This window comes from Kitasatospora sp. NPDC033851 (genome assembly GCF_055576085.1).
Genome location: NZ_JBVIRL010000042.1, coordinates 1 through 25,899 on the forward strand (window position 1 = coordinate 1; position 25,899 = coordinate 25,899).

The 25,899-nt window shown below is 74.1% G+C and carries 23 protein-coding genes; 10 read left to right on the forward strand and 13 right to left on the reverse strand.

Translation table 11 applies throughout. The annotated features are described in order from the left end of the window. A partial coding sequence (locus tag ACZ51D_RS40185; protein WP_465665247.1) for a hypothetical protein occupies nt 1-236 on the forward strand: 236 nt, incomplete at its 5' end. A gap of 166 nt (nt 237-402) precedes the next feature. Here ACZ51D_RS40185 and ACZ51D_RS40190 read toward each other — a convergent pair. Continuing rightward, complete coding sequence (locus ACZ51D_RS40190; RefSeq protein ID WP_465665249.1) at nt 403-1,407, reverse strand: stage II sporulation protein M; 1,005 nt, start codon at nt 1,405-1,407, stop codon at nt 403-405. Between the two features lie 306 nt (nt 1,408-1,713). Here ACZ51D_RS40190 and ACZ51D_RS40195 point away from each other — a divergent pair, with 306 nt between their 5' ends. Beyond that, nucleotides 1,714-2,718 (forward strand): RDD family protein, encoded by a 1,005-nt coding sequence (locus ACZ51D_RS40195; RefSeq protein WP_465665251.1) that lies wholly within the window; start codon nt 1,714-1,716, stop codon nt 2,716-2,718. Between the two features lie 79 nt (nt 2,719-2,797). Here ACZ51D_RS40195 and ACZ51D_RS40200 read toward each other — a convergent pair whose 3' ends face one another. After that, nucleotides 2,798-3,433 (reverse strand): hypothetical protein, encoded by a 636-nt coding sequence (locus tag ACZ51D_RS40200; protein ID WP_465625915.1) that lies wholly within the window; start codon nt 3,431-3,433, stop codon nt 2,798-2,800. A 110-nt stretch (nt 3,434-3,543) separates the two neighbouring features. Here ACZ51D_RS40200 and ACZ51D_RS40205 point away from each other — a divergent pair, with 110 nt between their 5' ends. After that, on the forward strand, nt 3,544-4,056 hold the full coding sequence (locus ACZ51D_RS40205; RefSeq protein WP_465625917.1) for a SigE family RNA polymerase sigma factor: 513 nt from the start codon (nt 3,544-3,546) through the stop codon (nt 4,054-4,056). Further along, nucleotides 4,053-5,156 carry a hypothetical protein gene (locus ACZ51D_RS40210; protein ID WP_465625919.1) on the forward strand — a complete coding sequence of 368 codons (1,104 nt, stop codon included), beginning with the start codon at nt 4,053-4,055 and terminating at the stop codon, nt 5,154-5,156. The genes ACZ51D_RS40205 and ACZ51D_RS40210 overlap by 4 nt, the downstream gene beginning before the upstream one ends. Before the next feature lie 100 nt (nt 5,157-5,256). Here ACZ51D_RS40210 and ahcY read toward each other — a convergent pair whose 3' ends face one another. From ahcY to ACZ51D_RS40240, 6 genes are all read right to left on the reverse strand, one after another. Next, nucleotides 5,257-6,705, reverse strand: coding sequence for an adenosylhomocysteinase (gene ahcY / locus ACZ51D_RS40215; RefSeq protein WP_360507972.1), 1,449 nt, complete (start codon nt 6,703-6,705; stop codon nt 5,257-5,259). Nucleotides 6,706-7,093: 388 nt separating this feature from the next. Beyond that, nucleotides 7,094-8,071: a cation diffusion facilitator family transporter gene (locus ACZ51D_RS40220; RefSeq protein ID WP_360507969.1), complete on the reverse strand. Its 978-nt coding sequence runs from the start codon at nt 8,069-8,071 to the stop codon at nt 7,094-7,096. A gap of 84 nt (nt 8,072-8,155) precedes the next feature. After that, complete coding sequence (locus tag ACZ51D_RS40225; protein ID WP_465625922.1) at nt 8,156-9,403, reverse strand: SIS domain-containing protein; 1,248 nt, start codon at nt 9,401-9,403, stop codon at nt 8,156-8,158. Between the two features lie 60 nt (nt 9,404-9,463). Next, a complete protein-coding gene (locus ACZ51D_RS40230; RefSeq protein WP_280686052.1) occupies nt 9,464-9,646 on the reverse strand; it encodes a Trm112 family protein in 183 nt (60 codons plus the stop codon). 136 nt (nt 9,647-9,782) lie between these two features. Continuing rightward, nucleotides 9,783-11,168 carry a phosphomannomutase/phosphoglucomutase gene (locus ACZ51D_RS40235; protein WP_465665253.1) on the reverse strand — a complete coding sequence of 462 codons (1,386 nt, stop codon included), beginning with the start codon at nt 11,166-11,168 and terminating at the stop codon, nt 9,783-9,785. A 132-nt stretch (nt 11,169-11,300) separates the two neighbouring features. Continuing rightward, nucleotides 11,301-11,666 carry a DUF3499 domain-containing protein gene (locus ACZ51D_RS40240; RefSeq protein WP_350520082.1) on the reverse strand — a complete coding sequence of 122 codons (366 nt, stop codon included), beginning with the start codon at nt 11,664-11,666 and terminating at the stop codon, nt 11,301-11,303. Nucleotides 11,667-11,829: 163 nt separating this feature from the next. Here ACZ51D_RS40240 and ACZ51D_RS40245 point away from each other — a divergent pair, with 163 nt between their 5' ends. Beyond that, on the forward strand, nt 11,830-12,282 hold the full coding sequence (locus tag ACZ51D_RS40245; RefSeq protein ID WP_360507960.1) for a metallopeptidase family protein: 453 nt from the start codon (nt 11,830-11,832) through the stop codon (nt 12,280-12,282). A 107-nt stretch (nt 12,283-12,389) separates the two neighbouring features. On the opposite strand, the gene ACZ51D_RS40250 is transcribed toward ACZ51D_RS40245, so the two are convergent. From ACZ51D_RS40250 to ACZ51D_RS40260, 3 genes are all read right to left on the reverse strand, one after another. After that, the gene (locus ACZ51D_RS40250) at nt 12,390-14,117 is read right to left on the reverse strand and encodes a DUF5719 family protein (RefSeq protein WP_465665255.1); all 1,728 of its coding nucleotides are present in this window, start codon (nt 14,115-14,117) and stop codon (nt 12,390-12,392) included. Between the two features lie 6 nt (nt 14,118-14,123). Continuing rightward, complete coding sequence (locus ACZ51D_RS40255) at nt 14,124-18,098, reverse strand: glycosyltransferase (RefSeq protein ID WP_465665257.1); 3,975 nt, start codon at nt 18,096-18,098, stop codon at nt 14,124-14,126. Between the two features lie 208 nt (nt 18,099-18,306). After that, complete coding sequence (locus ACZ51D_RS40260) at nt 18,307-18,579, reverse strand: WhiB family transcriptional regulator (RefSeq protein WP_063349134.1); 273 nt, start codon at nt 18,577-18,579, stop codon at nt 18,307-18,309. A 770-nt stretch (nt 18,580-19,349) separates the two neighbouring features. On the opposite strand from ACZ51D_RS40260, the gene ACZ51D_RS40265 reads away from it, so the two are divergent. From ACZ51D_RS40265 to ACZ51D_RS40275, 3 genes are read left to right on the forward strand one after another with little or no spacing between them, the layout of a single operon-like run. Beyond that, nucleotides 19,350-19,871 (forward strand): cysteine dioxygenase, encoded by a 522-nt coding sequence (locus ACZ51D_RS40265; RefSeq protein ID WP_465665273.1) that lies wholly within the window; start codon nt 19,350-19,352, stop codon nt 19,869-19,871. 41 nt (nt 19,872-19,912) lie between these two features. Next, nucleotides 19,913-20,872, forward strand: a complete 960-nt coding sequence (gene cofD / locus ACZ51D_RS40270) for a 2-phospho-L-lactate transferase (protein WP_360507951.1) — start codon at nt 19,913-19,915, stop codon at nt 20,870-20,872. Continuing rightward, nucleotides 20,869-22,167 (forward strand): coenzyme F420-0:L-glutamate ligase, encoded by a 1,299-nt coding sequence (locus ACZ51D_RS40275; RefSeq protein ID WP_465625931.1) that lies wholly within the window; start codon nt 20,869-20,871, stop codon nt 22,165-22,167. Before cofD ends, ACZ51D_RS40275 begins: the two co-directional genes overlap by 4 nt. 74 nt (nt 22,168-22,241) lie before the next feature. On the opposite strand, the gene ACZ51D_RS40280 is transcribed toward ACZ51D_RS40275, so the two are convergent. Then, nucleotides 22,242-23,171, reverse strand: a complete 930-nt coding sequence (locus ACZ51D_RS40280; RefSeq protein WP_465665259.1) for a DNA-3-methyladenine glycosylase family protein — start codon at nt 23,169-23,171, stop codon at nt 22,242-22,244. Nucleotides 23,172-23,211: 40 nt separating this feature from the next. On the opposite strand from ACZ51D_RS40280, the gene ACZ51D_RS40285 reads away from it, so the two are divergent. Further along, the gene (locus tag ACZ51D_RS40285) at nt 23,212-23,712 is read left to right on the forward strand and encodes an SgcJ/EcaC family oxidoreductase (protein WP_465625935.1); all 501 of its coding nucleotides are present in this window, start codon (nt 23,212-23,214) and stop codon (nt 23,710-23,712) included. A gap of 117 nt (nt 23,713-23,829) precedes the next feature. Here the strand turns inward: ACZ51D_RS40285 and ACZ51D_RS40290 are convergent, their stop codons facing one another. After that, a complete protein-coding gene (locus ACZ51D_RS40290) occupies nt 23,830-24,951 on the reverse strand; it encodes a peptidoglycan recognition protein family protein (protein ID WP_465665261.1) in 1,122 nt (373 codons plus the stop codon). Nucleotides 24,952-25,055: 104 nt separating this feature from the next. Here ACZ51D_RS40290 and ACZ51D_RS40295 point away from each other — a divergent pair, with 104 nt between their 5' ends. Continuing rightward, complete coding sequence (locus tag ACZ51D_RS40295; RefSeq protein ID WP_360507939.1) at nt 25,056-25,847, forward strand: TIGR03089 family protein; 792 nt, start codon at nt 25,056-25,058, stop codon at nt 25,845-25,847. Nucleotides 25,848-25,899: the final 52 nt, after the last annotated feature.

Genomic DNA, 25,899 nt, shown 5'->3' on the forward strand with positions numbered 1-25,899 from the left:
CGCTGTTGAGTTCTCAAGGAACGGACGCTTCCTTCGGACCGCCTTCCAGCGGACCCTCCGGGCTTCGTTCTTTCGTGTTCCCAGCTTATCAGATGCTTTCCGCTCCGTTTTCCGGAGTTTCATTCATCCGATTCCCGCTGGCGGGATTTCCTGCAAACTTCGCTCCGAAGCTTATCAAAGCTTTCGGTGTGCTCAGTTCGTGGGATTTGCTTCGTCGGAGGGCGCGCATTTCGTGAAACGCGCTCGCCTCGATTCGGCGGTGTCGTAGACACTAACGCCCGGGCCCGACCGTTGTCCAGTCAGTCCCAACCGTTCAAACCTACTAGCCCACCCTCACCACGTCAATGGTTTGGCCGGGATGAGAGAAGACTAGCAGGTCAGAGGAGTGCTGATCACATCGCCTCAGGCCGCGACGGGCTGCAGGTCCGCCCGGTCGGCCGCGTCCACATCACCGGATTCTCCGCCTTCCGCGGCCTTCCGGCCCAGCACGAGGGCGTACAGAAGGAAGGCCAGCTCTGCCAGCGCACCGATGGCGATGCGCGCCCAGGTGGGCAGGCCGGACGGGGTCACGAAGGCTTCGAGGATGCCGGAGACCGCCAGCACCGTCGTCAGCCCCATCGCCATTCCGATGATCGAGCGGCCCTGTTCCGCCAGGGCCACCGCACGCGTGCGCGGACCGGGGGCGATGACGGTCCAGCCGAGGCGCAGGCCGAGGCCGCCGGCCACGAAGACCGCGGTCAGCTCCAGCAGGCCGTGCGGGATGAGCAGACCGAGGAAGACGTCGAGGCGTCCGGCGGAGGCCATCAGCCCGACCCCGATGGCGAGGTTCACGACGTTGCCCCACATCACGTAGAGCACCGGAATGCCCAGCGCGATCCCGTAGAGCAGGCACTGCACGGCGATCCAGGCGTTGTTCGTCCAGACCTGCGCGGCGAAGGAGCTGGCCGGCCGGTCCGAGTAGTAGGCCTCGTACTGTCCGCCGGGGCGGGTCAGCTCCCGCAGGCGGTCGGGGGCGACGAGGCTGTTGCGGACCTCCGGGTGGGTGGCCACCCACCACGCGAGCACGGCGGTGGCGAGCAGCGAGACGATCGCGACCGGCACCCACCAGCGGCGCGCGCGGTAGAGCGCGGCCGGGAAGCTCACCGAGTAGTAGCGGGCGACGTCCTGCCAGCCGTTGGTCCGGGAGCCGGTCACCGCGCTGCGGGAACGTGAGACCAGGCTGGTCAGGCGGCTCAGCAGCACCGGGTCGGGCGCGGCGGCCTGGACCTTGGCGAGGTGGCCGGTGGTGCGCTGGTAGAGGGTGACCAGTTCGTCGGCCTCCTCTCCGCTGAGCCGGCGCCGGCGTGCGAGGGCGTCCAGCCGGGCCCACTCCCCCTGGTGGGTGGCGACGAAGACGTCCAGGTCCATTCGGCGGCTCCATGATCGGCGGTGGGCGCGGACGTGCGTGCGCGGGCGGGCGGGTACGCGGCGGGCAGGCACGTACGGACAGGTGCGGCCCAGCATGCCAGCAGGGGCCCGGGTCGCGGCCTCCGGGATCTCACTTCCCGTGCGCCCACCGGGCCCCGTATGTTTGCGGCTGCGGATCAGACTGCGGCGGGCGGAGCCTGGGGGGCCGATCCGGGCCGATTCCCTCCCCGGCGCTGCCGCCCCCGGCGGTCCCGGATCCCCATGGGCGAGCCGTACGGGCTCCAAGAACGTGAACGGACAGGTGTCTTGAGCGACCTGGTGACGGGTGAGGCGGTCGTCCTCGGCCTGCAGACGGCGAAGCTTCCGAGCCGGGCATTGGCGATCGTGCTCGACCTGCTCGTGGAGTTCGCCGCCCTGCTGGTGGTCACGCTGCTGCTGGGCGTCGTGCTGGTCGACATCGACAGCGCGGCGCTGGCGGCCGTCATGATCGGCCTGATGGTGTTCTTCCTGGTCGCTGTCCCGGTGATGGTCGAGACCTTCAGCCACGGACGCTCGCTCGGCAAGGCCGCACTCGGCCTGCGGGTGGTGCGCACCGACGGCGGCCCGGTGCGGTTCCGGCACTCGCTGGTGCGCGGGCTGGTCGGTTTCTTCGAGCTGATCGCGCTCACCGGCTCCCCGGCCGTGATCACCTCGGCGGTGCACTCGGAGGGCAAGCGGCTCGGCGACATCTTCGCCGGGACGGTGGTCGTGCGTGAGCGCACCCCGGGGGCGGGCGGCTCCGCCACCCCGCTGCCGCCGGTGCACCCGCACCTGCTGCAGACGATGGGCCACGAGCTGGTCGCGATGGACTTCTCCGCGGTTCCGGAGCCGCTCTGGCTCGCTGTCCGCCAACTGCTCGGCCGGATCGGCCAGTTGGACCCGGCGGTGATGAGCCGGATGACCGCCCGGCTGGCCGACGACCTGTCCGACCGGATCGGCCACCCGGTGCCCCCGGGGCTGCACCCGGCGGCGTACCTGGGCGCGGTGCTCACCGAACGCCAGCGGCGGGAGTGGCTGCGCGCCCAGCAGCAGCTGTGGGCGGCCGCGCCGATACCCGTGCAGCTGCCCGTGCCCCGCCCGGCCTCCGGCCCGGTGCCCGGCACGGCCGACGGACGCCCCCTCCGGGTCCTCGGCATCCCGACGGCGCCCGTACCGACCGCACCCACCCCGGCCGGACCGGTCGCACCGGTCGCACCTCTCGCACCGGCGGCCCAGCCGGCCCCGTCCTTCGACAAGCCCGCCGCCGGCACCGGCTTCGCCCCGCCCTCCTGAGGCCTCAGGCGTTCTGACGCCCGACGAGGACCCCGCTACGAGGACCCCAAGGGGGCAAACACCCGAACCCGGCGGGCCCCTACTCCTCGTCCCCCACCCGCCAGGCGTTCGGCGGAGACTCCAGTTCCTCCAGCTCGACCCCGTCCGCCGACAGCACCACGTCCCCCGCCAGGTGCACGACCTGCTGCTCCCCCGTCTCCAGGTCCGCGACCTGGTACCGCTCGACGAGCAGCGGCCCCGAGTCCGTCTCGTGGGTGTCGACGCCCTCCAGCAGCCATCCCTGGTCGAGGGTGCGGGGTGCCAGCACCGGCTCGGTGAACGCCACCAGCCGCACCCGCGCGCTCGCCCCTTCCCGCAGCCGCAGCAGCCGGGCGGTGGCGACCAGGAAGCCCGGCGAGCGGCCGGTGAAGGCGTGCGCCCGGTCGTGTCCCTCCACCGTGTGCTCGCCGCCCGGGTCGGCCGCGTCGGTCCGGACCCAGGCGACTCCGTCCACCGCGCCGCCGCGCACCTGCCAGCCCCCGGCCCGCAGTTCCATCCGCAGCGGCCGGGCCCGGGAGTCCAGGGTGAGGTCGACGCCGCCGATCACCCGGCCGTCCGGCGCGTAGGTCTTGGAGACGTACCGCCACCCGGCCGGCCCGGGAGCGCAGCTGAAGCGCTCCTCGCCGAGCAGGACGTGGTCGTGCGTGTCGGAGAGGGAGTAGCGGCCGTTGGGCATGCCCGAAAGCCTACGTGCGCACGTCGCGTGCAACCTTCTCCGGTGGTGCGCGCATTAGGGGGGTGGACGGCGCCGGAGCGGTGCCGCCGTCACGACGAGAGGGGGTGCGGATGGCGAAGCAGACGCGCGACGAGGAGTTCACGGAGTACGTGGCCTCCAGGACCGGCTGGCTGCGGAAGGTCGCCTATCTTCTGTGCGGGGACTGGCACCGGGCCGACGACCTGGTCCAGGAGACGATCACCAAGCTGTACGTGAACTGGTCGAGAGCCGCGCGGATGGAGAACCGGGACGGCTACGCGCGCCGGGTACTGGTCAACACCTTCCTGGCCGAGCAGCGCTCCCCGTGGTGGCGCCGCACCGTCCGTTCCGGGACCGATCCGGACGCGGCGGCCGGCGGTGTCGACCTGGACGCCGCCCTCGACCTGCGCCGCGCCCTCGCCGCCCTCCCGCCCCGCCAACGGGCCACGGTGGTGCTGCGCTACTACTGCGACCTGTCGATCGAGCAGGCCGCCGAGGCCCTGGGCTGCTCCTCCGGCAACGTCAAGAGCCAGAGCTCCCGCGCCCTGGACACCCTGCGCGGCAGGCTCACCGCCCGTCCCGCCGTCGCCGAGAGGATGTCATGAGCACCATCGACCCGCACGACCTGGCCAACCGTCTGGCGGCCCTGGCCGACGAACCGGCACCGCCTCCGGGCTTCGACGCCGGCCGGTCCCTGGCCGAGGGCGCGACGCGGCTTCGCCGGCGCAGGCTGGCCGTGATCGGCACCGTCGCGGGCGCGACGGCCGCGGTGGTGGCCGGCGGCGCCCTCCTGTTGCCGGGCAGCGGCACCGCCGCCCCCGTGCTGCCCGCCGCACCCACGGTGGCCACCACCGCACTCCCGACGCTCGCGCCGTCCCCGACCGCCACACCGTCCCCGACCGCCGCACCGGATCGGGCCGGGGCCGACCCGCTGACCCCCGAGCTCCGGTTCGGCTGGCTGCCGGAGTGGGCCGGCGGTGACAACGGCGTGGGGTACCAAACCGCCTTCCACGGAATCCAGTTGCAGGCGAGCGGCCGGGGCGAGGACGCTCCGCAGCTGCAGCTCTCGCAGTACCCGGCCGGGTCCCGTCCCCCGATGACCGGGGCACCCGGAAGTGCGGTCCGCACGGAGGAGGCCGAGCCGGTCGACGGCCGGACCGCCTACTGGGTGGTCTCCGACGCGCAGCCGGACTACCAGCACACCCTGCGGTGGCTGACGCCCTCGGGCCGCTGGGCGGAGCTCGCGGGCTCCGGCGGCCGGCCCGCGGACATCACGCGGGAGGTCCTGCACAAGGTGGCCGTCGGGGTCCGGTACGGCACGTGGGACGTCCCGCTGCCGGTCCGGATCACCGGACTGCCCACGGCGTTCAAGGTCACCAACGTCCGGCTGGCGCGTCCGGACGCGGACGCCAAGGTCCCCTGGAGCATGTGGCTGATGCTGGAGGCGGAGGGTAGGAATGTCTGGTTCAGCGTGAAGCCGTCCACCCCCGGGTCGCCGGCGTCGCCGACCGGGAAGAACGGGTCGCCGGACACCGGCCCGAACCCGCAGTCGTGCTCCGCGGACAACGGGGTGCAGGTGTGCGTCGGAGCCGGGGCCGAGCTGCCGCCCTCGCTGGCGCAGCTCGGCGGACTGCCGTGGATGCTCGCCCACACCAAGGCCCTCGGCCCGGACGCGAGCGCCTGGACGACCGACGTCATGCGCTGAGCCGACCGGAACGCGCCGAGCGGGACCGGAACGCGCCGGTGGCCGGCACCCCCGCGTGGGGGGTGCCGGCCACCGGCGTTCGTACCTCAGCGGCACCGCATCAGTAGCGGTACTGCTCCGGCTTGTACGGGCCCTCGACCGGAACGCCGATGTAGTCGGCCTGCTCCTGGCTCAGGGTGGTCAGCTTCACGCCCAGCGCGTCGAGGTGCAGGCGGGCGACCTTCTCGTCCAGGTGCTTCGGCAGCACGTAGACGCCGATCGGGTACTGCTCGGTCTTCGTGAACAGCTCGATCTGCGCGATCGTCTGGTTCGCGAAGGAGTTGGACATCACGAAGGACGGGTGGCCGGTCGCGTTGCCCAGGTTCAGCAGGCGGCCCTCGGACAGCATGATGATGGTGTGGCCGTCGGCGAAGCGCCACTCGTGGACCTGCGGCTTGACCTCGGTCTTCACGATGCCGGGGAGCTTGGCCAGGCCCGCGATGTCGATCTCGTTGTCGAAGTGGCCGATGTTGCCGACGATCGCCTGGTGCTTCATCTTCTCCATGTGCGAGGCAAGGATGATGTCCTTGTTGCCCGTGGTGGTGATGAAGATGTCCGCGATCGAGACGACGTCCTCCAGGGTGGTGACCTGGTAGCCGTCCATCGCCGCCTGCAGCGCGCAGATCGGGTCGATCTCGGTGATGATCACGCGGGCGCCCTGGCCGCGCAGCGACTCGGCGCAGCCCTTGCCCACGTCGCCGTAGCCGGCGACGACGGCGACCTTGCCGCCGATCAGCACGTCGGTGGCGCGGTTGATGCCGTCGATCAGAGAGTGGCGGCAGCCGTACTTGTTGTCGAACTTCGACTTGGTGACGGCGTCGTTGACGTTGATGGCCGGGAACAGCAGGTTGCCGTCACGGTGCATCTCGTACAGGCGGTGGACACCGGTGGTGGTCTCCTCGGTCACGCCCTTGATGGTGGCGGCGACCTCGGTCCACTTGTTCGGGGTGTCCTTGAGGGTGCGGTTGAGCAGCTCCAGGATGATCCGGAACTCGTCGTTGTCCGCGGTGGACGGGTCCGGCGCGGCGCCGGCCTTCTCGAACTCGACGCCCTTGTGGATCAGCAGGGTGGCGTCGCCGCCGTCGTCGAGGATCATGTTCGGGGTCTTGCCGTCAGGCCAGGTCAGCGCCTGCTCCGTGCACCACCAGTACTCGTCCAGGGTCTCGCCCTTCCAGGCGAAGACCGGCACGCCCTGCGGGTTCTCCGGGGTGCCCTCCGGGCCGACGGCGATGGCGGCGGCCGCGTGGTCCTGGGTGGAGAAGATGTTGCAGGAGCACCAGCGGACCTCGGCACCGAGCGCCGTCAGGGTCTCGATCAGCACGGCGGTCTGGATCGTCATGTGCAGCGAGCCGGTGATGCGGGCGCCGGCCAGCGGCTGCGACTCGGCGTACTCGGCACGGATCGCCATCAGACCGGGCATCTCGTGCTCGGCCAGCTGGATCTCCTTGCGGCCGAACGGCGCCAGGGAAAGGTCGGCGACCTTGAAGTCACCGGTGATGTCGGTCGACATGCGTCTGCTCCTCGCTGATGGGGTGGGGCCAAAGGTCCGGGCATGTGTCGCGCGCGGCAGGCCGTACGGGGGCACGGCCACGCCTGGGCCACCGGATCCCCGCGGTGGCGGACCGGCTCCCTACTGCGCAGCACAAACCGTCGGAGGACCTCTCTCCCTCGACCGGCGCACACGTTACGGGTGCGGACCGCCGATCGACCGCCATCAGCAGCGACGTTCTGGCTCTGGGGACGAATCTACACCGATGGCCCCATCGGCCGTCTGTCGATGACCGATTTCGGTCCCCGACCCGACCGGAGCTCGAGCCTCGCCCCAGGCCGTCCCCGGCGGCCCCGAGTCCCGCCCCGCGTCCCGCCCCGAGTCCCGTCAGTGCACGGCCCGAGGGCCGTCAGTGCGCGGCCTCCGGGCCCGGGCCGCCGGGCGTGGCGGCCGGGTCCTCGCCCGCCGCGGCCTTCTCGGCGCTGTAGACGTCGGGCTCCAGGTAGATCGCGCGGGCGATCGGGACGGCGGCCCGGACCCGCTCCTCCGCCGCGTCGATCGCCGCCGCCACCCGGGCGGCGCTGTCCTCGGCGTTGACAGCGATCTTGGCGGCGACCAGCAGTTCCTCCGGGCCGAGGTGCAGGGTCCGCATGTGGATCACTCCGGTGACTGCGCGGCCGTCCACCAGCGCCTCGCGGATCCGCCGCACCGACTCCTTGTCGGCGGATTCGCCGAGCAGCAGCGACTTGGTCTCCAGGGCGAGCACCGCGGCGATCACCACCAGCAGGAGGCCGATGCACAGGGAGCCGATGCCGTCCCAGACGCCGTCCCCGGTGATCACGGTGAGCGAGACGCCGAACAGCGCGAGCACCAGGCCGATCAGCGCGCCGGCGTCCTCCAGCAGCACGACCGGCAGCTCCGGCGCCTTGGCGGTGCGGATGAACTGCGTCCAGCTTTGGTCGCCCTTGACCTTCGCCGACTCGCGCACCGCGGTGAGGAAGGACCAGCCCTCCATCGCTATGGCGAAGACCAGCACGCCGACCGCCCAGCCCCAGGAGTCCAGCGCCTCCGGGTGGTTGACCTTGTGCCAGCCCTCGTAGATCGCGAACAGGCCACCGACGCTGAACAGCACGATGGCCACCAGGAAGCCGTACACGTAGCGCTCGCGGCCGTACCCGAAGGGGTGCTCCTCGTCCGCCACCCGGCGCGCCCGCTTGCCGCCGACCAGCAGCAGCACCTGGTTGCCGGAGTCGGCCACCGAGTGCACGCCCTCTGCCAGCATCGAGGAGGAGCCGGTGAAGCCGAAGGCGGTGAACTTGGCCGCCGCGATCGCCAGATTGGCGGACAGCGCCGCCACCAGTGCCTTGGTGCCGCCTTCGGTACTCATGCCAGGGGTCCTCACGGGTCGGTCTCGGTCAGCGTCGTCGAGCGCTTACCGTACCGGCCCGGCGGCCCGGCCCGGTCGACCGTCTCAGGACTGCGCGGCGGCGAGGCCCAGGTAGACGGCGGCGAAATCGGTCAGCGCGACCAGGTCGGCCAGCCCGTGCAGGGCGTCCGGCCGGGCGCTCGCGTACTCGGTCAGCCGGACGTCGTGCGCGGCGGCCAGCCGGTGCGCCCGGCTCACACCGAAGCTGCGCGGGCCCGCGTCCTCCTCCGGCACCTCGGCCGGTCCGTCCTGCTCCTCCGGCGACCCGCCGGCCGGGCCCGGGACGTGCCGCAGCAGCAGGACCTGGAGGTGCAGCGGGTCCGGCTCGTCGACCCGGTCGCGGAAGAAGTCGTCCGGGTCCGCGCCCGCGCCCAACTGCCCGGTGAACATGCCGCGGTGGGCGGTGAGCACCTGCGGCAGCTCCCCGGCCAGGGCCGGGCGGCCGGCCCGGTCGGCCAGCTGGGCCGCGAAGCGGGCGGCGGCCGCTCCGGCGATCGGGCCCTCGGCCCACAGCAGCGGAACCGTCCCGGCCAGCCGCGCGGCCAGGCCCTTCGCCGGGTTGGTGTACGCGGCGGCGTCGGGGCGGCAGCGGACGGCGGTGGCGTCCAGCAGGTCGGCGACGCCGGGCAGCGCGTCGTACGGCAGCTGGGTGAGGCCGATCTTCTGGGCGAGCGCCAGCAGCGGGGTGAGGTGGGACCAGAGCGCGGCCGGGTCCTCGGCCGGCAGGTCCGGCTCGGCGGCCGCGGCGGGCGGGCCGTCCTCGGGCAGCACCGAGGTCACGTACGGCAGCGGCAGCGCGCGCACCTGCAGCGCGGCCCCGGCCAGCGGGCTGCCCGCCGGGGCGGTCACGACGATCGCGCAGCCGCGCGCGTAGGCCTGCTCGGCGAGGCCGATCAGGCCCTGCTCGCCGCCGTCGGCGGAGCTGATCACCAGCAGGTCGAGCGGGCCGGCCCAGCCGGGCAGCTGCCAGCCGAGCCCGGCGGTGAAGACGGGCGGGGCGCCGGCCCGGTCGGCGCGCGGGGCGGTGGCCTCGGTCGGCGGCAGCGGGACGACCAGGCTCGCGGTGCCGGCCAGCACGGCCACCATCTCGGCGGCGGTCAGCGCGCTGCCGTGTCCGGCGATCAGGACGGCGCGCGGTCGGCCGTCCGGGCGCAGCCGGTCGAGGCCGGCCGTGTCGGCCTGCCGCAGCGCGGTGCGGACCCGGGCGCCGGCGCCGGCCAGGGCCAGCAGGGCGCGGTCCTGGTCGGCGCGCAGGAGGGCGGCCGGGTCGTCGAGCAGGGTGTCGTCGAGCATGCGGCTGGCCTCCGGCTGCGGTCCTGGGCGGCTGGCGGGGTGGGGCTTCGCCCCCAAGGATCAGGCCGGGCGGCGGGCCTCGTCCACCAGGAGGACCGGAATGCCGTCGCGGACCGGGTACGCGAGGCCGCAGTCCGCGCCGGTGCAGACCAGCTCGGGCTGCTCCTCGGTGCCGCCCTCGGTGAGCGCGGCCCGGCACTGCGGGCAGACCAGGATCTCCAGCAGGAAGGATTCGAGCTTCATGAGGCTCTCCATAGTTCGGTGACGGCACGGAGGTGCCCCGGCCGATAGGCAACCCTACCGGCCGGGGCACCACGCGCTGAGGTCAGGCGCGTCCGCTCGGGCACGTCCGCTCAGGCGCGTCCGCTCGGGCGCTCGTTCAGCCGCGGACGATGGCGAGCACGCCGTCGCGCAGCTCGGCCATCTTCGCCGGGTCCTTGGCCTCGACGTTGAGGCGCAGCAGCGGCTCGGTGTTGGAGGCGCGCAGGTTGAACCACCAGTCGGGGCCGGCCACGGTCAGGCCGTCCAGCTCGTCGACGGTGGTGCCCTCCAGGCCGACGTAGGCGGCGCGGACGGCGGCAGTGCTGGCGGCCTGGTCGGCGACGGTGCTGTTGATCTCGCCGGAGGCGGCGTAGCGGTCGTACTCGGCGGTGAGCTCGGACAGCGTGTCCGGCTGCCCGCCGAGCGCGGCGAGCACGTGCAGGGCGGCCAGCATGCCGGTGTCGGCGCGCCAGAAGTCGCGGAAGTAGTAGTGGGCGGAGTGCTCGCCGCCGAAGACGGCGTCGGTGACGGCCATCTCCTGCTTGATGAAGGAGTGGCCGACCCGGGTGCGCACCGGCTTGGCGCCCAGCTCGCGGACCACCTCGGGGACGGTCCAGGAGGTGATCAGGTTGTGGATGACGGTCGGCTCGGCCTCGCCGGCGGCCCGGGCGCGGGCGATCTCGCGGGCGGCGACCAGGGCGGTGATCGCGGACGGGGAGACCGGCTCGCCGCGCTCGTCCACGACGAAGCAGCGGTCGGCGTCGCCGTCGAAGGCCAGGCCCACGTCGGCGCCGACCTCGCGGACCTTGGCCTGCAGGTCGACCAGGTTCTTCGGGTCGAGCGGGTTGGCCTCGTGGTTGGGGAAGGTGCCGTCCAGCTCGAAGTACATCGGGACGAGCTCGATCGGCAGGCCGTCGAAGACGGTGGGCACGGTGTGGCCGCCCATGCCGTTGCCCGCGTCCACGGCGACCTTGAGCGGGCGGATCGCGGTGAGGTCGACCAGGCCCAGCAGGTGGTCGGCGTAGCCGCGCAGGGTCTCCTGCTCGGAGAGCGCGCCGGGCTTCACGTCCCTGGCCGGGATGGTGACGGTGTCGTCCTCGGCGGTCCAGGACTCGACCAGCTCGCGGATCTCGGACAGGCCGGTGTCCTGGCCGACCGGGGCGGCGCCGGCCCGGCACAGCTTGATGCCGTTGTACTGGGCCGGGTTGTGGCTGGCGGTGAACATCGCGCCGGGCAGGTCGAGCTTGCCGCTGGCGTAGTAGAGCTGGTCGGTCGAGCAGAGCCCGATCTGCACCACGTCGGCGCCGTAGGCCGCGGCGCCCTGGGCGAAGGCCAGGGTGAGCGACGGGGAGGAGGGGCGCATGTCGTGGCCGACCACGATCGCGGACGCGCCGGTGACCTGTACGAACGCGGCACCGAAGGCCCGGGACAGGCTCTCGTCCCACTGGTCCGGGACGACGCCTCGGACGTCGTACGCCTTCACGAGCTGCTTGAGGTCGCGCACTGCGGCTCCACCCTGGTCTCTGTACTGGTCGGTCGGGATACGTCGGGCCACCGCCCGCCCGGTCGACGGGCGCGGTGGCGGTAGACGGGCAGCGTACCCGGGCCGGACGAACGCCCCGTGCCAGGAGAGGCGTCAGTTGTCGGGCGAGCGCAGCACCCGGAGGTGGCCGCGGCGGCTGCCCTCGGTGGACTCGCCCTCGGGCGCGCGGCCCTGACGGGGGGTCTGCGGGCGGGCGGCCTCGCGCACGGCGTTGGCGAGGGCCTCCAGGTCGTCGCTGCTGCGGCGCAGCGGCCCGGCCTCGGCGGCGAGCCGGACGACCTCCCAGCCGCGCGGGGCGGTGAGGCGCTCGGCGTGTTCGGCGCACAGGTCGTAGCAGTGCGGCTCGGCGTAGGTGGCGAGCGGGCCGAGGACGGCGGTGGAGTCCGCGTAGACGTACGTCAGCGTCGCGACGGCCGGCCGGCCGCACGCGGTCCGCGAACAACGACGTACAGAGCTCACGAGGGTGGACGGTACCGCACTCCCCGCCGGGGAGCGAAGACCGCCTGCCCGGAGGGTGTGCCGTGTCGTCTCCGAGCGCCGGGGCCGCGTATCGACCGCCCCGGGCGATTCCCCGTCGGAGTGGTCCACTTCCGACCGTCCAAGGACTACTCTCGGCAGTGATATGGACAGCTCCGCACCGCAGTCATCGACAGGCCCCGCGCGCCGCCCCCGGCACCGCGACCGGCACGGCAGGGGGCTGCGCGGACCGCTGGCGCCGCCGCAGGTGCCGATCTCGCTCACCCGCTCCGAACTGTTCGACGACTACGTGCGCGAGTCGGTGGAGCGGTTGGAGCGGCGTTGGCCGCAGCTGATCGAGGTGGAGTTCGCCGTCCAGGAGGTGCCGCTGCGCGAGCCGGACGGCGCCGACGCCGAGGACGGTGTGCCGCTGGGGCGGGTCTCGCCGGGCAAGCAGGGACACAAGAGCCAGATCGTGGTGTACCGGCGGCCGGTGGAGATCCGGGCGAAGACCCGGGAGGACCGCGCGGCGCTGGTGCACGAGATCCTGATCGAGCAGGTCGCCGAGCTGCTGGGGCTCTCACCGGACGCCATCGACCCGCGCTACGACGAGGACTGAGCCGGGGACCGAAGCCAGGACCGAGACGGGGATCGAGCGGTCGGGGGCGGCACCCGGAAGGTGCCGCCCCCGTCGCTTGCTCGGTTTGTTCGGCGTGCTCGGCTTGCTCAGTGCAGGACGATGCCCGGGTCCTGGGCGGCCTGCGGGACCTTGACGGTGCTGTGGTCGTCGCGCAGCGCCTGGACGGTGAACATCGGCACGTCCTTGGTGGGGATGGAGAGCATCCGGGCGGCGACCACCGGGCCGCCGGAGACGGTCTCCACGGTGAGCGCGAAGACGCCGTTCAGCCCGGCGGGCTCGGGCGCCGGGAGGGCGACCGTGCCGCCGGCCGGGAGCTGGACCTCCTTGGTGGCCGGGGTGCCGCCGCCGCTGCCGGCCGAGGCGGTGACCCGGACGGTGGCGGCGTCGCCGGTGGAGGTCAGGTAGAGCGTGGAGCCGCCGGCCCGGTTGTCGGCGACGGTGGCGCGGGCGCCGACCGGATCGCTGCCGGTGAGCCAGGCCGCGTCGGTCTTGCCGTTGGCCGCCGCCCGGTCGACCCGCAGCCCGGCCACGACCGGGGTGGGGTGCTTGGGGTCGCTGGGCGACAGTCGCAGCCCGGCCACCTCGTCCCGGGTGACCTTGCCGAGGTCGACGGCGGCCACCATGCCCGCCTTGACGTGGATCGACTCGTTGCCGGCCGGGGTGAACCAGCCGTTCTTGCCGGAGAGCTGGATCTTCAGGTCGGCGTCGTCCTCCGGCGGCGCCCAGATCACCAGGCGCGCGGCGGCGGTGTCCGCGGGCAGGCCGGGCAGCGCCTGGGTGGCGGCCGGGGCGGCCGAGGCCGGGATCCAGTCGGCGCCCTTGTTGCCGTCGGCGGCGTGCAGCGCGGCGCCGACCCGGCCGGAGCGGACCACCACGTGCACGGCGAGGTCGGTGACGGCGCCCTTGCTGAGGGTCGACAGCAGGACGGACTGGGAGCTGCCGGGGGCGACGGTGAGGCCGTTGGCGGCGTCGTTCTCGATCAGGCCCTTGTCGCCGTACAGCTTGATGTCGACCACGGCGGCGGAGGACTCGGTGTTGACCATGCTCAGGTAGTCGACCCGGTCGCCGGCCGTGCTGGCCCCGGCGAACCAGAAGCTGGTGCCGGCCGGGGTGCAGGTGAGGCCGGACAGGCCGAGGCCGCGCTGCTCGGTGACCACGGTGGTCTGGGTGACGGTGAAGCCCGGGGCGAGGGCGCCGGTGGCGACCGCCCCGGTGCCGGACGCGGTGTCCCCGTTGGCCGCCGGGCCGGTGGCCGGGGTGCCGGGCTTGGTCAGGGTCAGCCGGGCGTCCGCGGGCGCGGCGTTCTTGTCCTGGGCCGGGGCGGTCGGGGCGCCCGAGCCGGTCGGGGCCGGGGTGGCGGGCGCGGTGGCCGCCGGGGCCGAGGGGGTTCCGGAGGGCTGGGCGGCGGGCACGGCTGGCGCGGCCGCGTCGGAGAGCCAGCCGGCGCCGCCGGTGGCGGAGCCCGTCCCGGGCGGGGTGTAGGCGGAGAGCGTGGTCGAGCCGGTCAGGCCCTGCAGAGGCTGCGGGCAGACCGCCCCCGTCCGCTCGACCTGCGCGGTGGTCGGGGCCGCGGCCCCGTCCGCCGTGGCCGGGGCGGCCGGCGGGCGTACCTCGGCGATGCCGAACACCGCCGCGAGCACCACGGCCGCGGCGAGCAGGGACGGGGTGGTCTTCGTCCCGCCGGTCCTCCCGGCGGGACGGCCGGCAGGATCGGCGGCGGGAGCGGACGCGGCCGGCTCCGGCGCGACGGCGGTCCCGACGGGCTCGGGGGCCTCGTCGGCGCCGGACTTCTTCCTGAATGCGGGCTTCTTCATCGCGGGTCAGCTCCCCGATCCGGGCTGGTGCGGGTACCGGCCGGTGCCGTTGGGGTCGTTCGGGTCGTAGGAGGGCTGGGCCTGCGGCTGCCCCGGGGGCCAGGGCTGCTGGTGCTCCGGCTGCTGGTACCCGTCGTAGCCGTACTGCTGGTGCTCCGACGGGTACGGCTGCTCGTAGCCCTGCTGGTCATAGCCCTGCTGGGGGTAGGCCTGCTGCTGGTGGCCGTCGTACCCCTGACTGTCGTAGCCCTGGCCGTCGTACCCCTGCCCGTCGTACCCCTGGGCCCCGTAGCCCTGGCCGCCGTACGGCGCGGCCACCGGCTGCTGGGCCGCGTACTGGTCGTAGCTGTACGGGTCGGCCTGCTGGTACGTCTGGTACGGGTCGGTGTACGGCTCGGCCTCCTGGACGGCGGCGGCCGCCTGGACCGCCTCGGTCACCGGTTCGCCGGCCGGCTGCGCCGGGATCGCGCCCGGCCGGCTCTCGTACACCCCGGCCTCGTCGGCGCCGGGCTCGCCGCCCTCGCCGCGCTCGGCCATCCGGCGGGCCCGGCGGCTGCCGGGAGCGGGAGCCTGCGCCTGGGCGGCGGCGGCCAGCGCGGCGGCGGCCACCACCTCCTCGGGCAGGTCGTCGTCCTTGTGGCTGCGGCGGCCGGGCAGGGCCAGCACCAGGATGGTCAGGCCGAGCAGCACCTGGGCCCAGATCCAGCCGGTGTGGGCGAGGCTGCCCTCCCGGGTGACGGTCAGTTTGCCGCCGCCGGCCGGGAGCTTGAAGCCCTGCGCCCAGCCGTCGACCGTGGTGGGCTCCAGCGCGGTGCCGTCCACGGTGGCCTTCCACTCGGGGGCGGCGGACTCGGCGAGGCGCAGCACCCGGCCGTCCGGGCCGGCCGGGACGGTGGCCGCGAGGTCGCGGGTCCCGGACGGGACGGCCACCGGGTCGGCGCCCGGGCTGGTGATCACCGCGCGGACTGCGGGCGCTCCGCTGACCTGCCAGAGCGCGGTGCCGTTGTCCTGGTTGGTCTTGACCAGGCCGGGCGTGGTGTCCAGGACGTCCTTGAAGACGCCGATCACCGGCTGCTCGACCAGCACGTAGGCGATGCCGTAGCCGGCCAGGGCACCGGCCTGGTCGGCGCCGGAGCCGGCCAGCAGGCTGCCGACCGTCTTGTTCAGGCCGTCCTGGGTGCCGGTCGCCGGGTCGACGGTGGACTCGGCCTGGCCGAGCGTCAGGCCGGCGCCGCGCAGCACGGTGTAGCGGACGGCGCCGCCGCTCTTCTCCCCGGTGACGACGAGGGTGCGGGCCCGGTCGGTGGTGCCGGCCTCCTCGGCGATGAAGGCGGGCACCTGGCCGGCGTCGGCGCGGTTCAGCGGCTTGCCGGCGCCGGTCAGCGCCCACCACAGGCCGGTGCCCAGCGGGGCCAGCACGGCCGCGGCCACCACCAGGGCGGCCACCGGCTGGCGCCAGCCGAAGGCGATCCCGGCGACGCGGGCGTTGGCGCCGTCGGCGCCGATCGCGGCCGCGGCCAGCAGGGCGATGCCGGCGATCAGGGTGGCCGGGCCGGCCCAGGCGGGCACCGCCTGGCCGCCGGAGGCCGGGGTGACGGAGGTGCCCGCCACCGCGACCGAGAAGACCAGGCCGGCGCCGGCCGCGCCCCAGGCGGCGAGCACCGCACGGCGGCGGTCGGCGCGCAGCAGCGCGGCGAGCGCGGCGAGCACGACACCCGCCGACAGCCAGATCGGCGGCACGCCGGCGCCGCCCGGGTTGACCAGCAGCAGGCCGGCCGCGCTCGCGCCGGTGCCGTGCAGCCCGGGCAGGCCGGCCTCCAGCAGCAGCGACTGCGGGTGCGACAGCACCTTGAGCGACCAGGGCGCCAGCACGGCGACCGGGACCGCGAGGATCACCAGGACGCGCAGGCCGAGCAGCCGCAGCGCCGTACCGCCGGAGCCGAAGGCGCCGCCGCGCAGCACCGCGACGACCAGTACCGCCAGGCAGAGCGGCACCGCGAGCGCCCAGGTCAGCGGGACGAAGGCGGTGGCCAGGGAGAGCAGCAGGACGGCCATCCAGACCGGTCGCCAGCCCGGGCGGGCGCCCTTGGCGGCGCTCTCGTCCCGGATGCCGAGGCCGGCCGCGATCGCCGCGGCGCGGGCCAGCGGCGGCAGCAGCACGGCGAGGACGGCGGTGCCGATCCGGCCCTGGGCGAGCGCGCCGGTCGCGGCGGGCAGCAGCGCGTAGGTGGCGCTGGCCCAGGCGCGGACCAGCTTGGAGTCCAGCAGCGGCCGGGACACCAGGTAGGCGCTGACCGCGGACAGCGGGACGGTGAGCACGACGAGCACGGTGAGCGCGAAGTCGGCGTGGTCGAACAGCAGCCAGGAGAGCACCGCGAGCACGCCGAGGTACGGCGGTGCGGCGGCGGTGGAGCCGGTGCCGACCGGGTGCCAGGCGTCCGCGTACATCGACCAGAGGCCGCCCGCGCCGTCGGAGGCGGGCAGCAGGGCGCCGCCGAACAGCTCGCCGCTGCCGAACAGGCCGCGGCAGGCGATCAGGGCGAACACCAGCAGGGCCGCGAACAGCACCGGCGCCGGGCGCCGGGCGAGCTTCTTGATCAGCGCGAACTGCTCGACGACCAGGTCCTCGGAGTCGTCGTCGCCGCCGGCCTCGACCGAGCCGTGCCGGCTGCCGGTGTCGTCGCCGCCCCCTATCCCGAGCGAGCCGATGACGCCCTCGACGGCCAGCCGGGTGGTGGCGCCGGGCGCCGGGAAGAGCGTGCGGTCGTCCAGGGCGTCCGCGGCCCTGGTCCGGGCGCGGCGTTTGCGGGCGGCCAACAGCCTTGGGAACCGGACCAGTTCGTGGCCGAGCCCGGCGAGTTCGTCGACGGCCTGGCGCGGGTCCTTGCCGAGCAGGTTGGTGACGGCCCGCAGCAGGGTGCCGAGCACCAGCCGCAGCAGGACGTAGGGGAAGAGCGCGCCCCGGCAGTTGGCGAGCAGGGTGTAGACGGCGCCGGCCTTGTCCACCCGGTGCGGGTGGGAGGAGGCGCAGTCGATGGCGCGGCGCTCGCGGGCGGAAGCCTCGGCGTGCCGCAGCACGGCGTCGGGGGCGACCACGACGCGGTGGCCGGCGGCGTTGACCCGCCAGCAGAAGTCGGTGTCGTCCCGCATCAGCGGGAGGGCCTTGTCGAAGCCGCCGAGCTCCTCGAAGACGTCCCGGCGCACCAGCATGCCGGCACTGGAGACGGCGAGCACCGGACGGACCTGGTCGTGCTGGCCCTGGTCCTGCTCGCGGCGGTCGAGGCCGGTCCAGCGCCGCCCGGAGCGGGCGATCGTCACGCCGACCTCAAGGAGCTGGCGGCGGTCGTACCAGCTGCGCAGCTTGGGGCCGACCACGGCCGCGCTGGGGGTGGAGTCGGCGACCTGGAGCAGGCGGCGCAGCGCGTCGGTCTGCGGCTCGCAGTCGTCGTGCAGCAGCCAGAGCCACTCGACCGGCTCGGTCTCGCGCGGGCCGCCGCGGCCGAGGTCGTCCTCCTGGGCGAGCGGGTCGCCGAAGTCGTCCCAGCCGCCGGTGACCGGGTCGTAGCCGGAGGGGTCGAGCCGGTAGGACAGGTCCTCGGGGCGCAGCGGCGGGCTGTTGAAGACGGCTTCGGCGACGGCGGTGCCGAAGCCGGCCCGGCGGCCGAGGACGAGCGGGCCGCTCTCGGGGAGCCAGTCGGCGAGGGTGTCGGCGAGCAGCTGCTGGGAGTTGTCGGTGGAGCCGGTGTCGACCGCGAGGACGCGCTGGACCTGGCGGTCCTGCCCGAGCAGGCCGGCCAGCGTCTGCGGGAGCCAGCGGGCGCCGTCGTGCGAGACGATCACGGCGGTGACCAGGTGGCGCGGGTAGGCGGGTGGCCGGGAAGCGGTGAAGCCGCTCTGGTGGCTGTAGACGGTCATCGAGTGCGCGGGCCCCAGTTCTCGGTGGACACAGCCGGTGAACGGCAACCGGATGGCGCACCACACTAACGGCTCCTGGTGGACGGTTCGTCCGGGGTGCCGGTGCGGGGACGGTGAAGGAGGCCGCGGGGGAGACCGTGGAGGAGGCGGTGGGAGGGGTGGCGGGGGAAGGGGCGGGAACACGAAAGCGCCCCACCACCGCGGTGAGGCGCCCGTACAGCTGTGCGATTGTCCGTCGCTGTCGAACGGTCAGCGGGGCCCGGGGGCCGCCCCGTCAGACCGCGCTCTTCTTGAGCCGACGGCGCTCGCGCTCGGAGAGGCCGCCCCAGATGCCGAAACGCTCGTCATTGGCGAGGGCGTACTCCAGGCACTCCGAGCGGACCTCGCAGGCGAGGCAGACCTTCTTGGCCTCGCGGGTCGAGCCGCCCTTCTCGGGAAAGAAGGACTCCGGGTCGGTCTGAGCGCACAACGCGCGCTCCTGCCAGCCGAGTTCCTCCTCTTCCTCCGCGATGCCGTCCCCGATCAACAGCTCAAAGAGCTCGCTCATGTGGCGCGCCTCCTCTGCCCCTACTTGGCGTCCCCGTGGTTGCCGTTGCCTCGTGCGGCTGACGACACGAGTGAAATTACAGTTGCGTCACTCTGGCCCAGTCAAGCCGAGCTCTGGTATTGGGGCCAGGATTCACTCCCCGGCACCAAGCCGTTACGAATAGTGTACATATCCGGACACAACGGACCTTCTGCCGTAAGGCCCTGAACAGTGCCGAACCGTCCGCAACCATTCGCCAGGTGACCCTTGGTCACCACCACAGGCCGGTCATCGGCCTGCCTTCCCGGCGATCTTCCCATCGAAACATAGAGAGTGATGAATCACCCCATCAGGGCAAGATCCGGACCGAATCCACTCGAATGCCTCATCCTTCCGTTTGACACCGACCCTGCGGATGCGGTGTCCTTTCCCCTATGTCAGAGTTCGCCAGCCCCCGGAGCGGTTCCACGCTCCGCCGTGCCGTGAACTCTTGTTGTCGCCTCTGTTCCTGCTGTATCTAGGCGCCCGCGTCCCACCGCGCGCCGCCCCCAGGAAGCACAGAGGCCGCCCGCGATTCCCGCCCCAGGACATCCCGGATCCGGCTGATCCCGACGAACCAGCCGACTCCTCCGAGGACGACTCCCGTGCGCATCATCCGCATCCGCCGGCGGAACCGCGACCGCAACAAGCTCGCCCGCCTTGGCCTCACCCCCAGCCACTCCCCCCGCCACCCTGACCGGCAGCGCCGGACGGACGGGCAGCGCTGGACGGACGGGCTCAGCGACGTCTCCATCGCCGGCGACCCGCTCGCGTTCCCGCACCTGGCCCGCACCGACCTGCCCGCCCACCCCACCACCGTCGCCGGCTACGCCCGGCTGGTCCGCGAGATCGCCGCCGACCGCGCCCGCTGGGAACCGCTCGTCCGCTACGACGCACTGACCCGCTGGTACGCCCGCCTGGCCACCGGCCCCGGCTACGAGATCTGGCTGCTCAGCTGGCTGCCCGGCCAGAGCAGCGGCTTCCACGACCACGGCGAGTCCTCCGGCGTGATGACCGTCGTCCGGGGCGAGCTCATCGAGCGCTCCCTCACGCACGCGGGCGAGGGCGCCCGCACCCTGAAGCCCGGCGGGCAGCGCGTCTTCTCCTCCGGCTACCTGCACGAGGTGGTCAACGGCGCGCTCGAACCCGCCGTCTCCATCCACCTCTACACCCCCGGCCTCACCGAGATGAACCAGTACGGCGCCACCGCCCTCCCCGAGCAGCACGCGCAGCCGCACGCGGACCAGCAGCAGGCGCAGGCCGAGGCGCACTGACGCCGGGCTGACGGACGGTCCGATCGTGGCAGGATGACCCCATGCGCATCGTGGCACTGGCAGGCGGAATCGGCGGAGCGCGCTTCCTGCGCGGGCTCCTCGCGGCGGTCGGACCGCAGGACGAGATCACCGTCATCGGCAACACCGGCGACGACATCCACCTCTACGGCCTCAAGGTCTGTCCCGACCTCGACACCGTGATGTACACCCTCGGCGGCGGCATCCACGAGGAACAGGGCTGGGGCCGGACCGACGAGACCTGGTCGATCAAGAACGAGATGAAGGAGTACGGCGTCGGCCCCGAGTGGTTCGGGCTCGGCGACCGGGACTTCGCCACCCACCTCGTCCGCAGCCAGATGCTCACCGCCGGATACAGCCTCACCCAGGTGACCGAGGCGCTGTGCGTGCGCTGGAAGCCCGGCGTGCGGCTGCTGCCGATGAGCGACGACCGGGTCGAGACGCACGTGCGGATCACCGACGAGCAGGGCACCCGGGCGATCCACTTCCAGGAGTACTGGGTCAAGCTGCACGCCGCCGTGGACGCCGAGGCGATCATCCCGGTCGGCGCCGACACCGCCAAGCCCGCGCCCGGCGTGCTGGAGGCGATCGCCGCGGCCGACATCATCCTCTTCCCGCCGTCCAACCCGGTCGTCTCGATCGGCAGCATCCTCGCCGTCCCCGGCATCCGGGAGGCCGTCGTCGCCGCCCCGGCGCCGGTCGTCGGGCTCTCCCCGATCATCGGCGGGGCGCCGGTGCGCGGCATGGCCGACAAGGTGCTCGCCGCCGTCGGCGTCGAGGCGACGGCGGAGGCGGTCGCGCTGAACTACGGCTCCGACCTCCTCGACGGCTGGCTGGTCGACACCGCCGACGAGGCGTCGGTGGCCGCGGTCGAGGCCGGCGGAATCGCCTGCCGGGCCGTCCCCCTGCTGATGACCGACATCGAGACCACCGCCCAGATGGCCTGGGCCGCGCTCGCACTGGCGGATCAGGTCCGCTCGTGACCGCGCCGCTGCAGATCCTGGGCATCGAGGGGATCCCGGAGGTCGATGCCGGGGCCGACCTCGCCGAGCTGATCGCCAAGGCCGGGACGTATCTGGACGGCGACATCCTGCTGGTCACCTCCAAGATCGTCAGCAAGGCCGAGGGCCGGCTGCAGCACGCCGCCGACCGCGAGGCCGCGATCGACGCCGAGACCGTCCGGGTCATCGCCCGGCGCGGACCGGTCCGGATCGTCGAGAACCGCAACGGCTTCGTCATGGCCGCCGCCGGCGTCGACGCCTCCAACACCGCCCCCGGCACCGTGCTGCTGCTGCCCGAGGACCCGGACGCCTCGGCCCGCGCGCTGCGGGCCCGGCTGCAGCACCTCACCGGCCGCCGGCTCGCCGTCGTCGTCACCGACACCTTCGGGCGGCCCTGGCGCAACGGGCTCACCGACGTCGCGATCGGCGCCGCCGGACTGTCCGCCCTTGACGACCACCGCGGGCGCACCGACAGCCACGGCAACGCGCTGGAAATGACCGTCACCGCGACCGCCGACGAACTCGCCGCCGCCGCCGACCTGGTGAAGGGCAAGGCCACCGGCGTCCCGGTCGCGGTCGTCCGCGGGCTCGGCCACCTGGTCACCGCCGAGGACGGCACGGGCACCCGGCCACTGGTGCGGCCCGCCACGGACGACATGTTCCGGCTCGGCACCTCCGAGGCACTGCGGCAGGCCGTCACCCTGCGGCGCACCGTCCGCTCCTTCACCGCCGAACCGGTCGACCCGGCCGCCGTCCGCCGCGCGGTCGCGGCCGCCGTCACCGCGCCCGCCCCGCACCACACCACGCCCTGGCGGTTCGTGCTGCTGGAGTCACCCGACACCCGCACCCGGCTGCTCGACGCGATGCTCGCCGCCTGGCAGCGCGACCTGCGCGAACTCGACGGCTGGGACGAGGCCAAGATCGCCCGTCGCACCGCCCGCGGCGACGTCCTGCGCGACGCGCCGTACCTGGTGGTGCCCTGCCTGGTCATGGACGGCTCGCACGACTACCCCGACACCCGGCGCGCCGGCGCCGAACGGGAGATGTTCACCGTCGCCGTCGGCGCCGCCGTACAGAACCTGCTGGTCGCCCTCACCGGCGAGGGCTACGGCTCCGCCTGGGTCTCCTCCACCATGTTCTGCCGCGACACCGTCCGCGCCGCCCTGGACCTGCCCGCCGACTGGGACCCGATGGGCGCCATCGCCGTCGGCCGCCCCGCCGAGCCGCCCCGCGAACGCCCGGAACGCAGCGCCGACACCTTCATCGAGGTGCGGTAGGGATCAGCGGCCCCGGGAGATCCCGCGGCGGTTGCCCACCGACCCACGCGGGTGTACACCGGGGCGGCCTCTCCTCAGCGGTGGCGGTGGTCGTTGGGGGTGAGGCGGGGGCCGTAGCGGGGGGCGCGGGCGCCGACGGCCAGCAGGAGGCGGCAGAGCCGGTGGCGGTGCGGGCGGAAGGGCTCCAGGAGGGCGAGCATCTGGGCGTCGTCGCTGCGGGGTCGGCCGGCCAGGGCCCAGCCGACCAGGTTGGGCAGGTGGAAATCGCCGACCGAGACCGCGTCCGGGTCGCCGTTGCTGCGCTGCAGGGTCTCGGCCGCCGTCCAGACACCGATGCCCGGCACGGCGGTGAGACGGGCGAACGCCTCCCCGTGGCCCATCGCCGACGCCTCCTCCAGGCGCGGCGCCAGCCGGACCGCCCGCATCACGGTCGCGGACCGCTTCGGGTCCACGCCCGCCCGGTGCCACTCCCAGCTCGGTATCAGCGCCCACTCCCGGGCCGACGGCGCCACCCGCATGCCCTCGGCCGGGCCCGGCGCCGGGGTGCCGAAGTCCCGCAACAGGGTCCGCCAGGCGCGGTAGGCCTCGTCGGTGGTGACCTTCTGCTCCAGGATCGCCGGGACGAGGGACTCCAGCACCAGACCGGTCCGGCTCAGCCGGACCCCGGCGGTACGGCGCTGCGCGTCCCGCAGCGGACCGGGCGGCAGCACCAGCGCCTCCGGCTCGTCCTCCGCGCCCAGCAGCACGGGAAGCCGGTCGAGCAGCCAGTCCGCGGCAGGACCCCAGGCGGTCGCCTCGACCTCGCCCGCGGCGGGGTGCGACAGCACGCGCAAGGTACCGACACCCGCCGGGGTACGGGAGGCGCGCCAGACGGCGCCGTCCCCGGCGGTCCGGTACGACGGGTCGGCGGGGCCGCGGCGCAGCGGCAGCAGCGTCCGGGCCGCGTCCAGCGGGAAACCCGGCCGCCAGCGCCGCACCGAGCCGCCGGCCGTACCGTCCGCCACTGCCGTCGCCTCCTTCGCTGCCGTCACCGACCATGGGGATATGAACGATACGCGGCTGCCGGAACTGCCCTCCGAGGACGAGATCGCGGTGCGGGCGCTGTACCGCCGGATGCTGGAGGGATGGAACCAGCGGGACGGCGCGGCCTTCGCCGGGCCGTTCGCGGTGGACGGGGAAGCGATCGGCTTCGACGGGAGCGGACACCGGGGACGGTCGGTGATCGCCGCCGAGCTGGGCCGGATCTTCGCCGACCACGCGACGCCCCGGTACGTGGCCACCGTACGGCGGGTGCGGGCCCTCGGGGCCGGGGTGGCGCAGCTGGAGGCCGTCGCCGGGATGGTGCCGGACGGCGCGCAGGAGCTGGACCCGGGGCTCAACGCGGTGCAGACGGTGATCGCGGTGAACGCCGGGGCGGGGTGGCGGATCGCGCTGCTGCAGAACACCCCCGCGCGGTACGACCTCCGGCCGGATCTGGGGGCGGGGCTGACGGAGGAGCTGCGGGGGTTGGTACGGCGGTGGAGTGAGGTGGGGGGCGGCAACTGAGCGTTCGCGATCGGGTGGCCCCGACGCGCCTGCCGCGCGCGGTTCCCCGCGCCCTGTCGGGGCGCGGGGCCAGGGGAAGGGGGGAAGGAGCCGGGCGCGGGAGGCGGCGTCGGCGGGTCAGGGGCTCTGGGTCTGGAGGCGGGTCGCTGCCGCGCGCAGGGCCGGGAGTTGGGCGTAGAGGGCGTTGCCGGGGCATTCGGTGTTGAAGGCGTCGCGGTGGCCGGAGACGGTGTCGAAGTCGACGACGGTGCCTTTGGGGTAGCGGCTGGCGTCGGAGGCCGAGGTGAGCTTGCTGTGGCCGTCGGCGGGTTGGCCGGTGAGGCCGAGTTTCCAGGCGGTGATGGCGGCGAGGCCGTCGAGGAGGGGCTGGGGCGGCTGGTCGCCGCCGTAGGTGCCGATCGCGGCGATGCCGGAGGAGTCGGTGTTGAAGCCGAGGGTGTGGGCGCCGTGGACGGGTTGGTCGACGCCGCCGGCGCGGCCCTCGTAGACGGTGCCGCAGCGGTCGACCAGGAAGTTGTAGCCGATGTCGCGCCAGCCGCTGGTTTTGACGTGGTACTGGTAGATCGCCCGGATCACTCGGGGGGCGTCGCCGCAGGCGTAGTCGGTGGCGGTGGCGGTGTGGTGGACGAAGACCTCGCGGACCGGGCCGGTGTACTCGAAGCTCTGGTCGCGCAGCGACTCGTCGGCGCCCCAGCCGGCCCGGGTGACGATGGCCGGGCGTGGGGCCTGGTGCCCGTCGGCGGGCTCGTGGGGCTCGGCGGGCAGGGTCCGTGCGGCCGGTGCGGCGGCGCCCCGGCCGGGGTCGACGAGTTCGAGCCGCAGTCCGGGCGGCGCTCCTGCCGGGCCGGTCCGGACGTCGACCGCGACGCCGTCGCTGCGACCGGTCCACAGGGGTGCGGTGGCGCCGTGCGGCGAGTGGTCGGGGCCGTCCTCGGGCTCGGCTTCGAGCCGCCGCCAGTCGCCCCAGTGGCCGGTGTCCGCGTCCCGGGTGCGGATCCGGATGTCGGCGCCGGCAAGTGCGTCCGGCGGGCCGTCCCAGCTGACACCGAGGAGTTCGAACGGCCGGGTGCCGCGCGGGGCGAGGCCGTGGCCGGCGGGCAGCGGGAACGAGGTGGTCGAGCCGCCGTCGGCGAAGTCGCGGCGCTGGGGGCCGGACGGGTCGGCGGCGGAGGCGGCGGGTTGGACGAGCAGGGCAGCGGTGCAGCCGGCGAGCAGAACGGCTGGTAGTGAAAGGCGCATAATTCGGATCGTCGCCGCAAACCGGACCGCTCGCCACGCCGCCCCGCGGCCGTTCGGCCACCCCTCCCGGCCTCCCACTCGAAGGCCGTAGGCTGGGGCGCACCATGACTGCGCCTTTCGCTGCCGATGCCCACACCCCCGTCGAGCTGCTGCACGCATTCCTGCGCGGCGGCCCCCCTTCGGTCGATCCCGCGGCCCCGCTGGTCACCTTCTACGACGACGCCACCGGCGAACGGGTGGAGTTGTCCGCCCGGACGTTCGACAACTGGGTGGCCAAGACCGCCAACCTCCTGCAGGACGAGCTGAACGCCGGCCCGGGCGACCGGGCGGCGCTGCTGCTGCCCGCCCACTGGCAGAGCGCCGTCTGGCTGCTCGCCTGCTGGTCGGTCGGAGTGGCGGCGGTGCCGGGCGGCGACCCGGCCGCCGCGGACCTGGTGGTCAGCGGCCCGGACGGGCTGGCGGCCGCCCAGGCCTGCGAGGGCGAGCGGGTGGCGCTCGCCCTGCGCCCGCTCGGCGGCCGTTTCCCGCAGCGCCCGGACGGCTTCCTCGACTACGCCGCCGAGGTGCCCGGGCAGGGCGACCGCTTCGCGCCGTACTCCCCCGTCGCCCCGGACGGGCAGGCGCTGGAGACCGCGGTGGACGGGCTGCCGCTGAAGCTGACGGGCGAGCAGACCGTCGCGCTGGCCCGGGAGGGAGCGGCCCGCCTCGGCCTGAAGCCCGGCGACCGTGTGCTGTCCACCCTCTCGTACGACGACTGGGCGGGCCTGGAGGCCGGCCTGCTGGCGCCGCTGGCGGCCGGCGCCTCGGTGGTGCTGTGCCGCAACTCGCAGGCGCTGGACGCCGAGCAGTGGGAGAAGCGGACCGAATCCGAACGGGTGACACTGCGCCTCGGGTGACCCCCCGGCCCGGGCCCGGCGGGTAGGTATCCCTGCCATGGCCGAGGACGAC

Bases quoted from the DNA above. Each gene is read 5' to 3' on its own strand.
- ACZ51D_RS40190 (WP_465665249.1), bottom strand. From the start codon at position 1,407: ATGGACCTGGACGTCTTCGTCGCCACCCACCAGGGGGAGTGGGCCCGG.
- ACZ51D_RS40200 (WP_465625915.1), bottom strand. From the start codon at position 3,433: ATGCCCAACGGCCGCTACTCCCTCTCCGACACGCACGACCACGTCCTG.
- ACZ51D_RS40205 (WP_465625917.1), top strand. From the start codon at position 3,544: ATGGCGAAGCAGACGCGCGACGAGGAGTTCACGGAGTACGTGGCCTCC.
- ACZ51D_RS40210 (WP_465625919.1), top strand. From the start codon at position 4,053: ATGAGCACCATCGACCCGCACGACCTGGCCAACCGTCTGGCGGCCCTG.
- ahcY (WP_360507972.1), bottom strand. From the start codon at position 6,705: ATGTCGACCGACATCACCGGTGACTTCAAGGTCGCCGACCTTTCCCTG.
- ACZ51D_RS40220 (WP_360507969.1), bottom strand. From the start codon at position 8,071: ATGAGTACCGAAGGCGGCACCAAGGCACTGGTGGCGGCGCTGTCCGCC.
- ACZ51D_RS40225 (WP_465625922.1), bottom strand. From the start codon at position 9,403: ATGCTCGACGACACCCTGCTCGACGACCCGGCCGCCCTCCTGCGCGCC.
- ACZ51D_RS40230 (WP_280686052.1), bottom strand. From the start codon at position 9,646: ATGAAGCTCGAATCCTTCCTGCTGGAGATCCTGGTCTGCCCGCAGTGC.
- ACZ51D_RS40245 (WP_360507960.1), top strand. From the start codon at position 11,830: ATGGACAGCTCCGCACCGCAGTCATCGACAGGCCCCGCGCGCCGCCCC.
- ACZ51D_RS40250 (WP_465665255.1), bottom strand. From the start codon at position 14,117: ATGAAGAAGCCCGCATTCAGGAAGAAGTCCGGCGCCGACGAGGCCCCC.
- ACZ51D_RS40260 (WP_063349134.1), bottom strand. From the start codon at position 18,579: ATGAGCGAGCTCTTTGAGCTGTTGATCGGGGACGGCATCGCGGAGGAA.
- cofD (WP_360507951.1), top strand. From the start codon at position 19,913: ATGCGCATCGTGGCACTGGCAGGCGGAATCGGCGGAGCGCGCTTCCTG.
- ACZ51D_RS40285 (WP_465625935.1), top strand. From the start codon at position 23,212: ATGAACGATACGCGGCTGCCGGAACTGCCCTCCGAGGACGAGATCGCG.
- ACZ51D_RS40290 (WP_465665261.1), bottom strand. From the start codon at position 24,951: ATGCGCCTTTCACTACCAGCCGTTCTGCTCGCCGGCTGCACCGCTGCC.
- ACZ51D_RS40295 (WP_360507939.1), top strand. From the start codon at position 25,056: ATGACTGCGCCTTTCGCTGCCGATGCCCACACCCCCGTCGAGCTGCTG.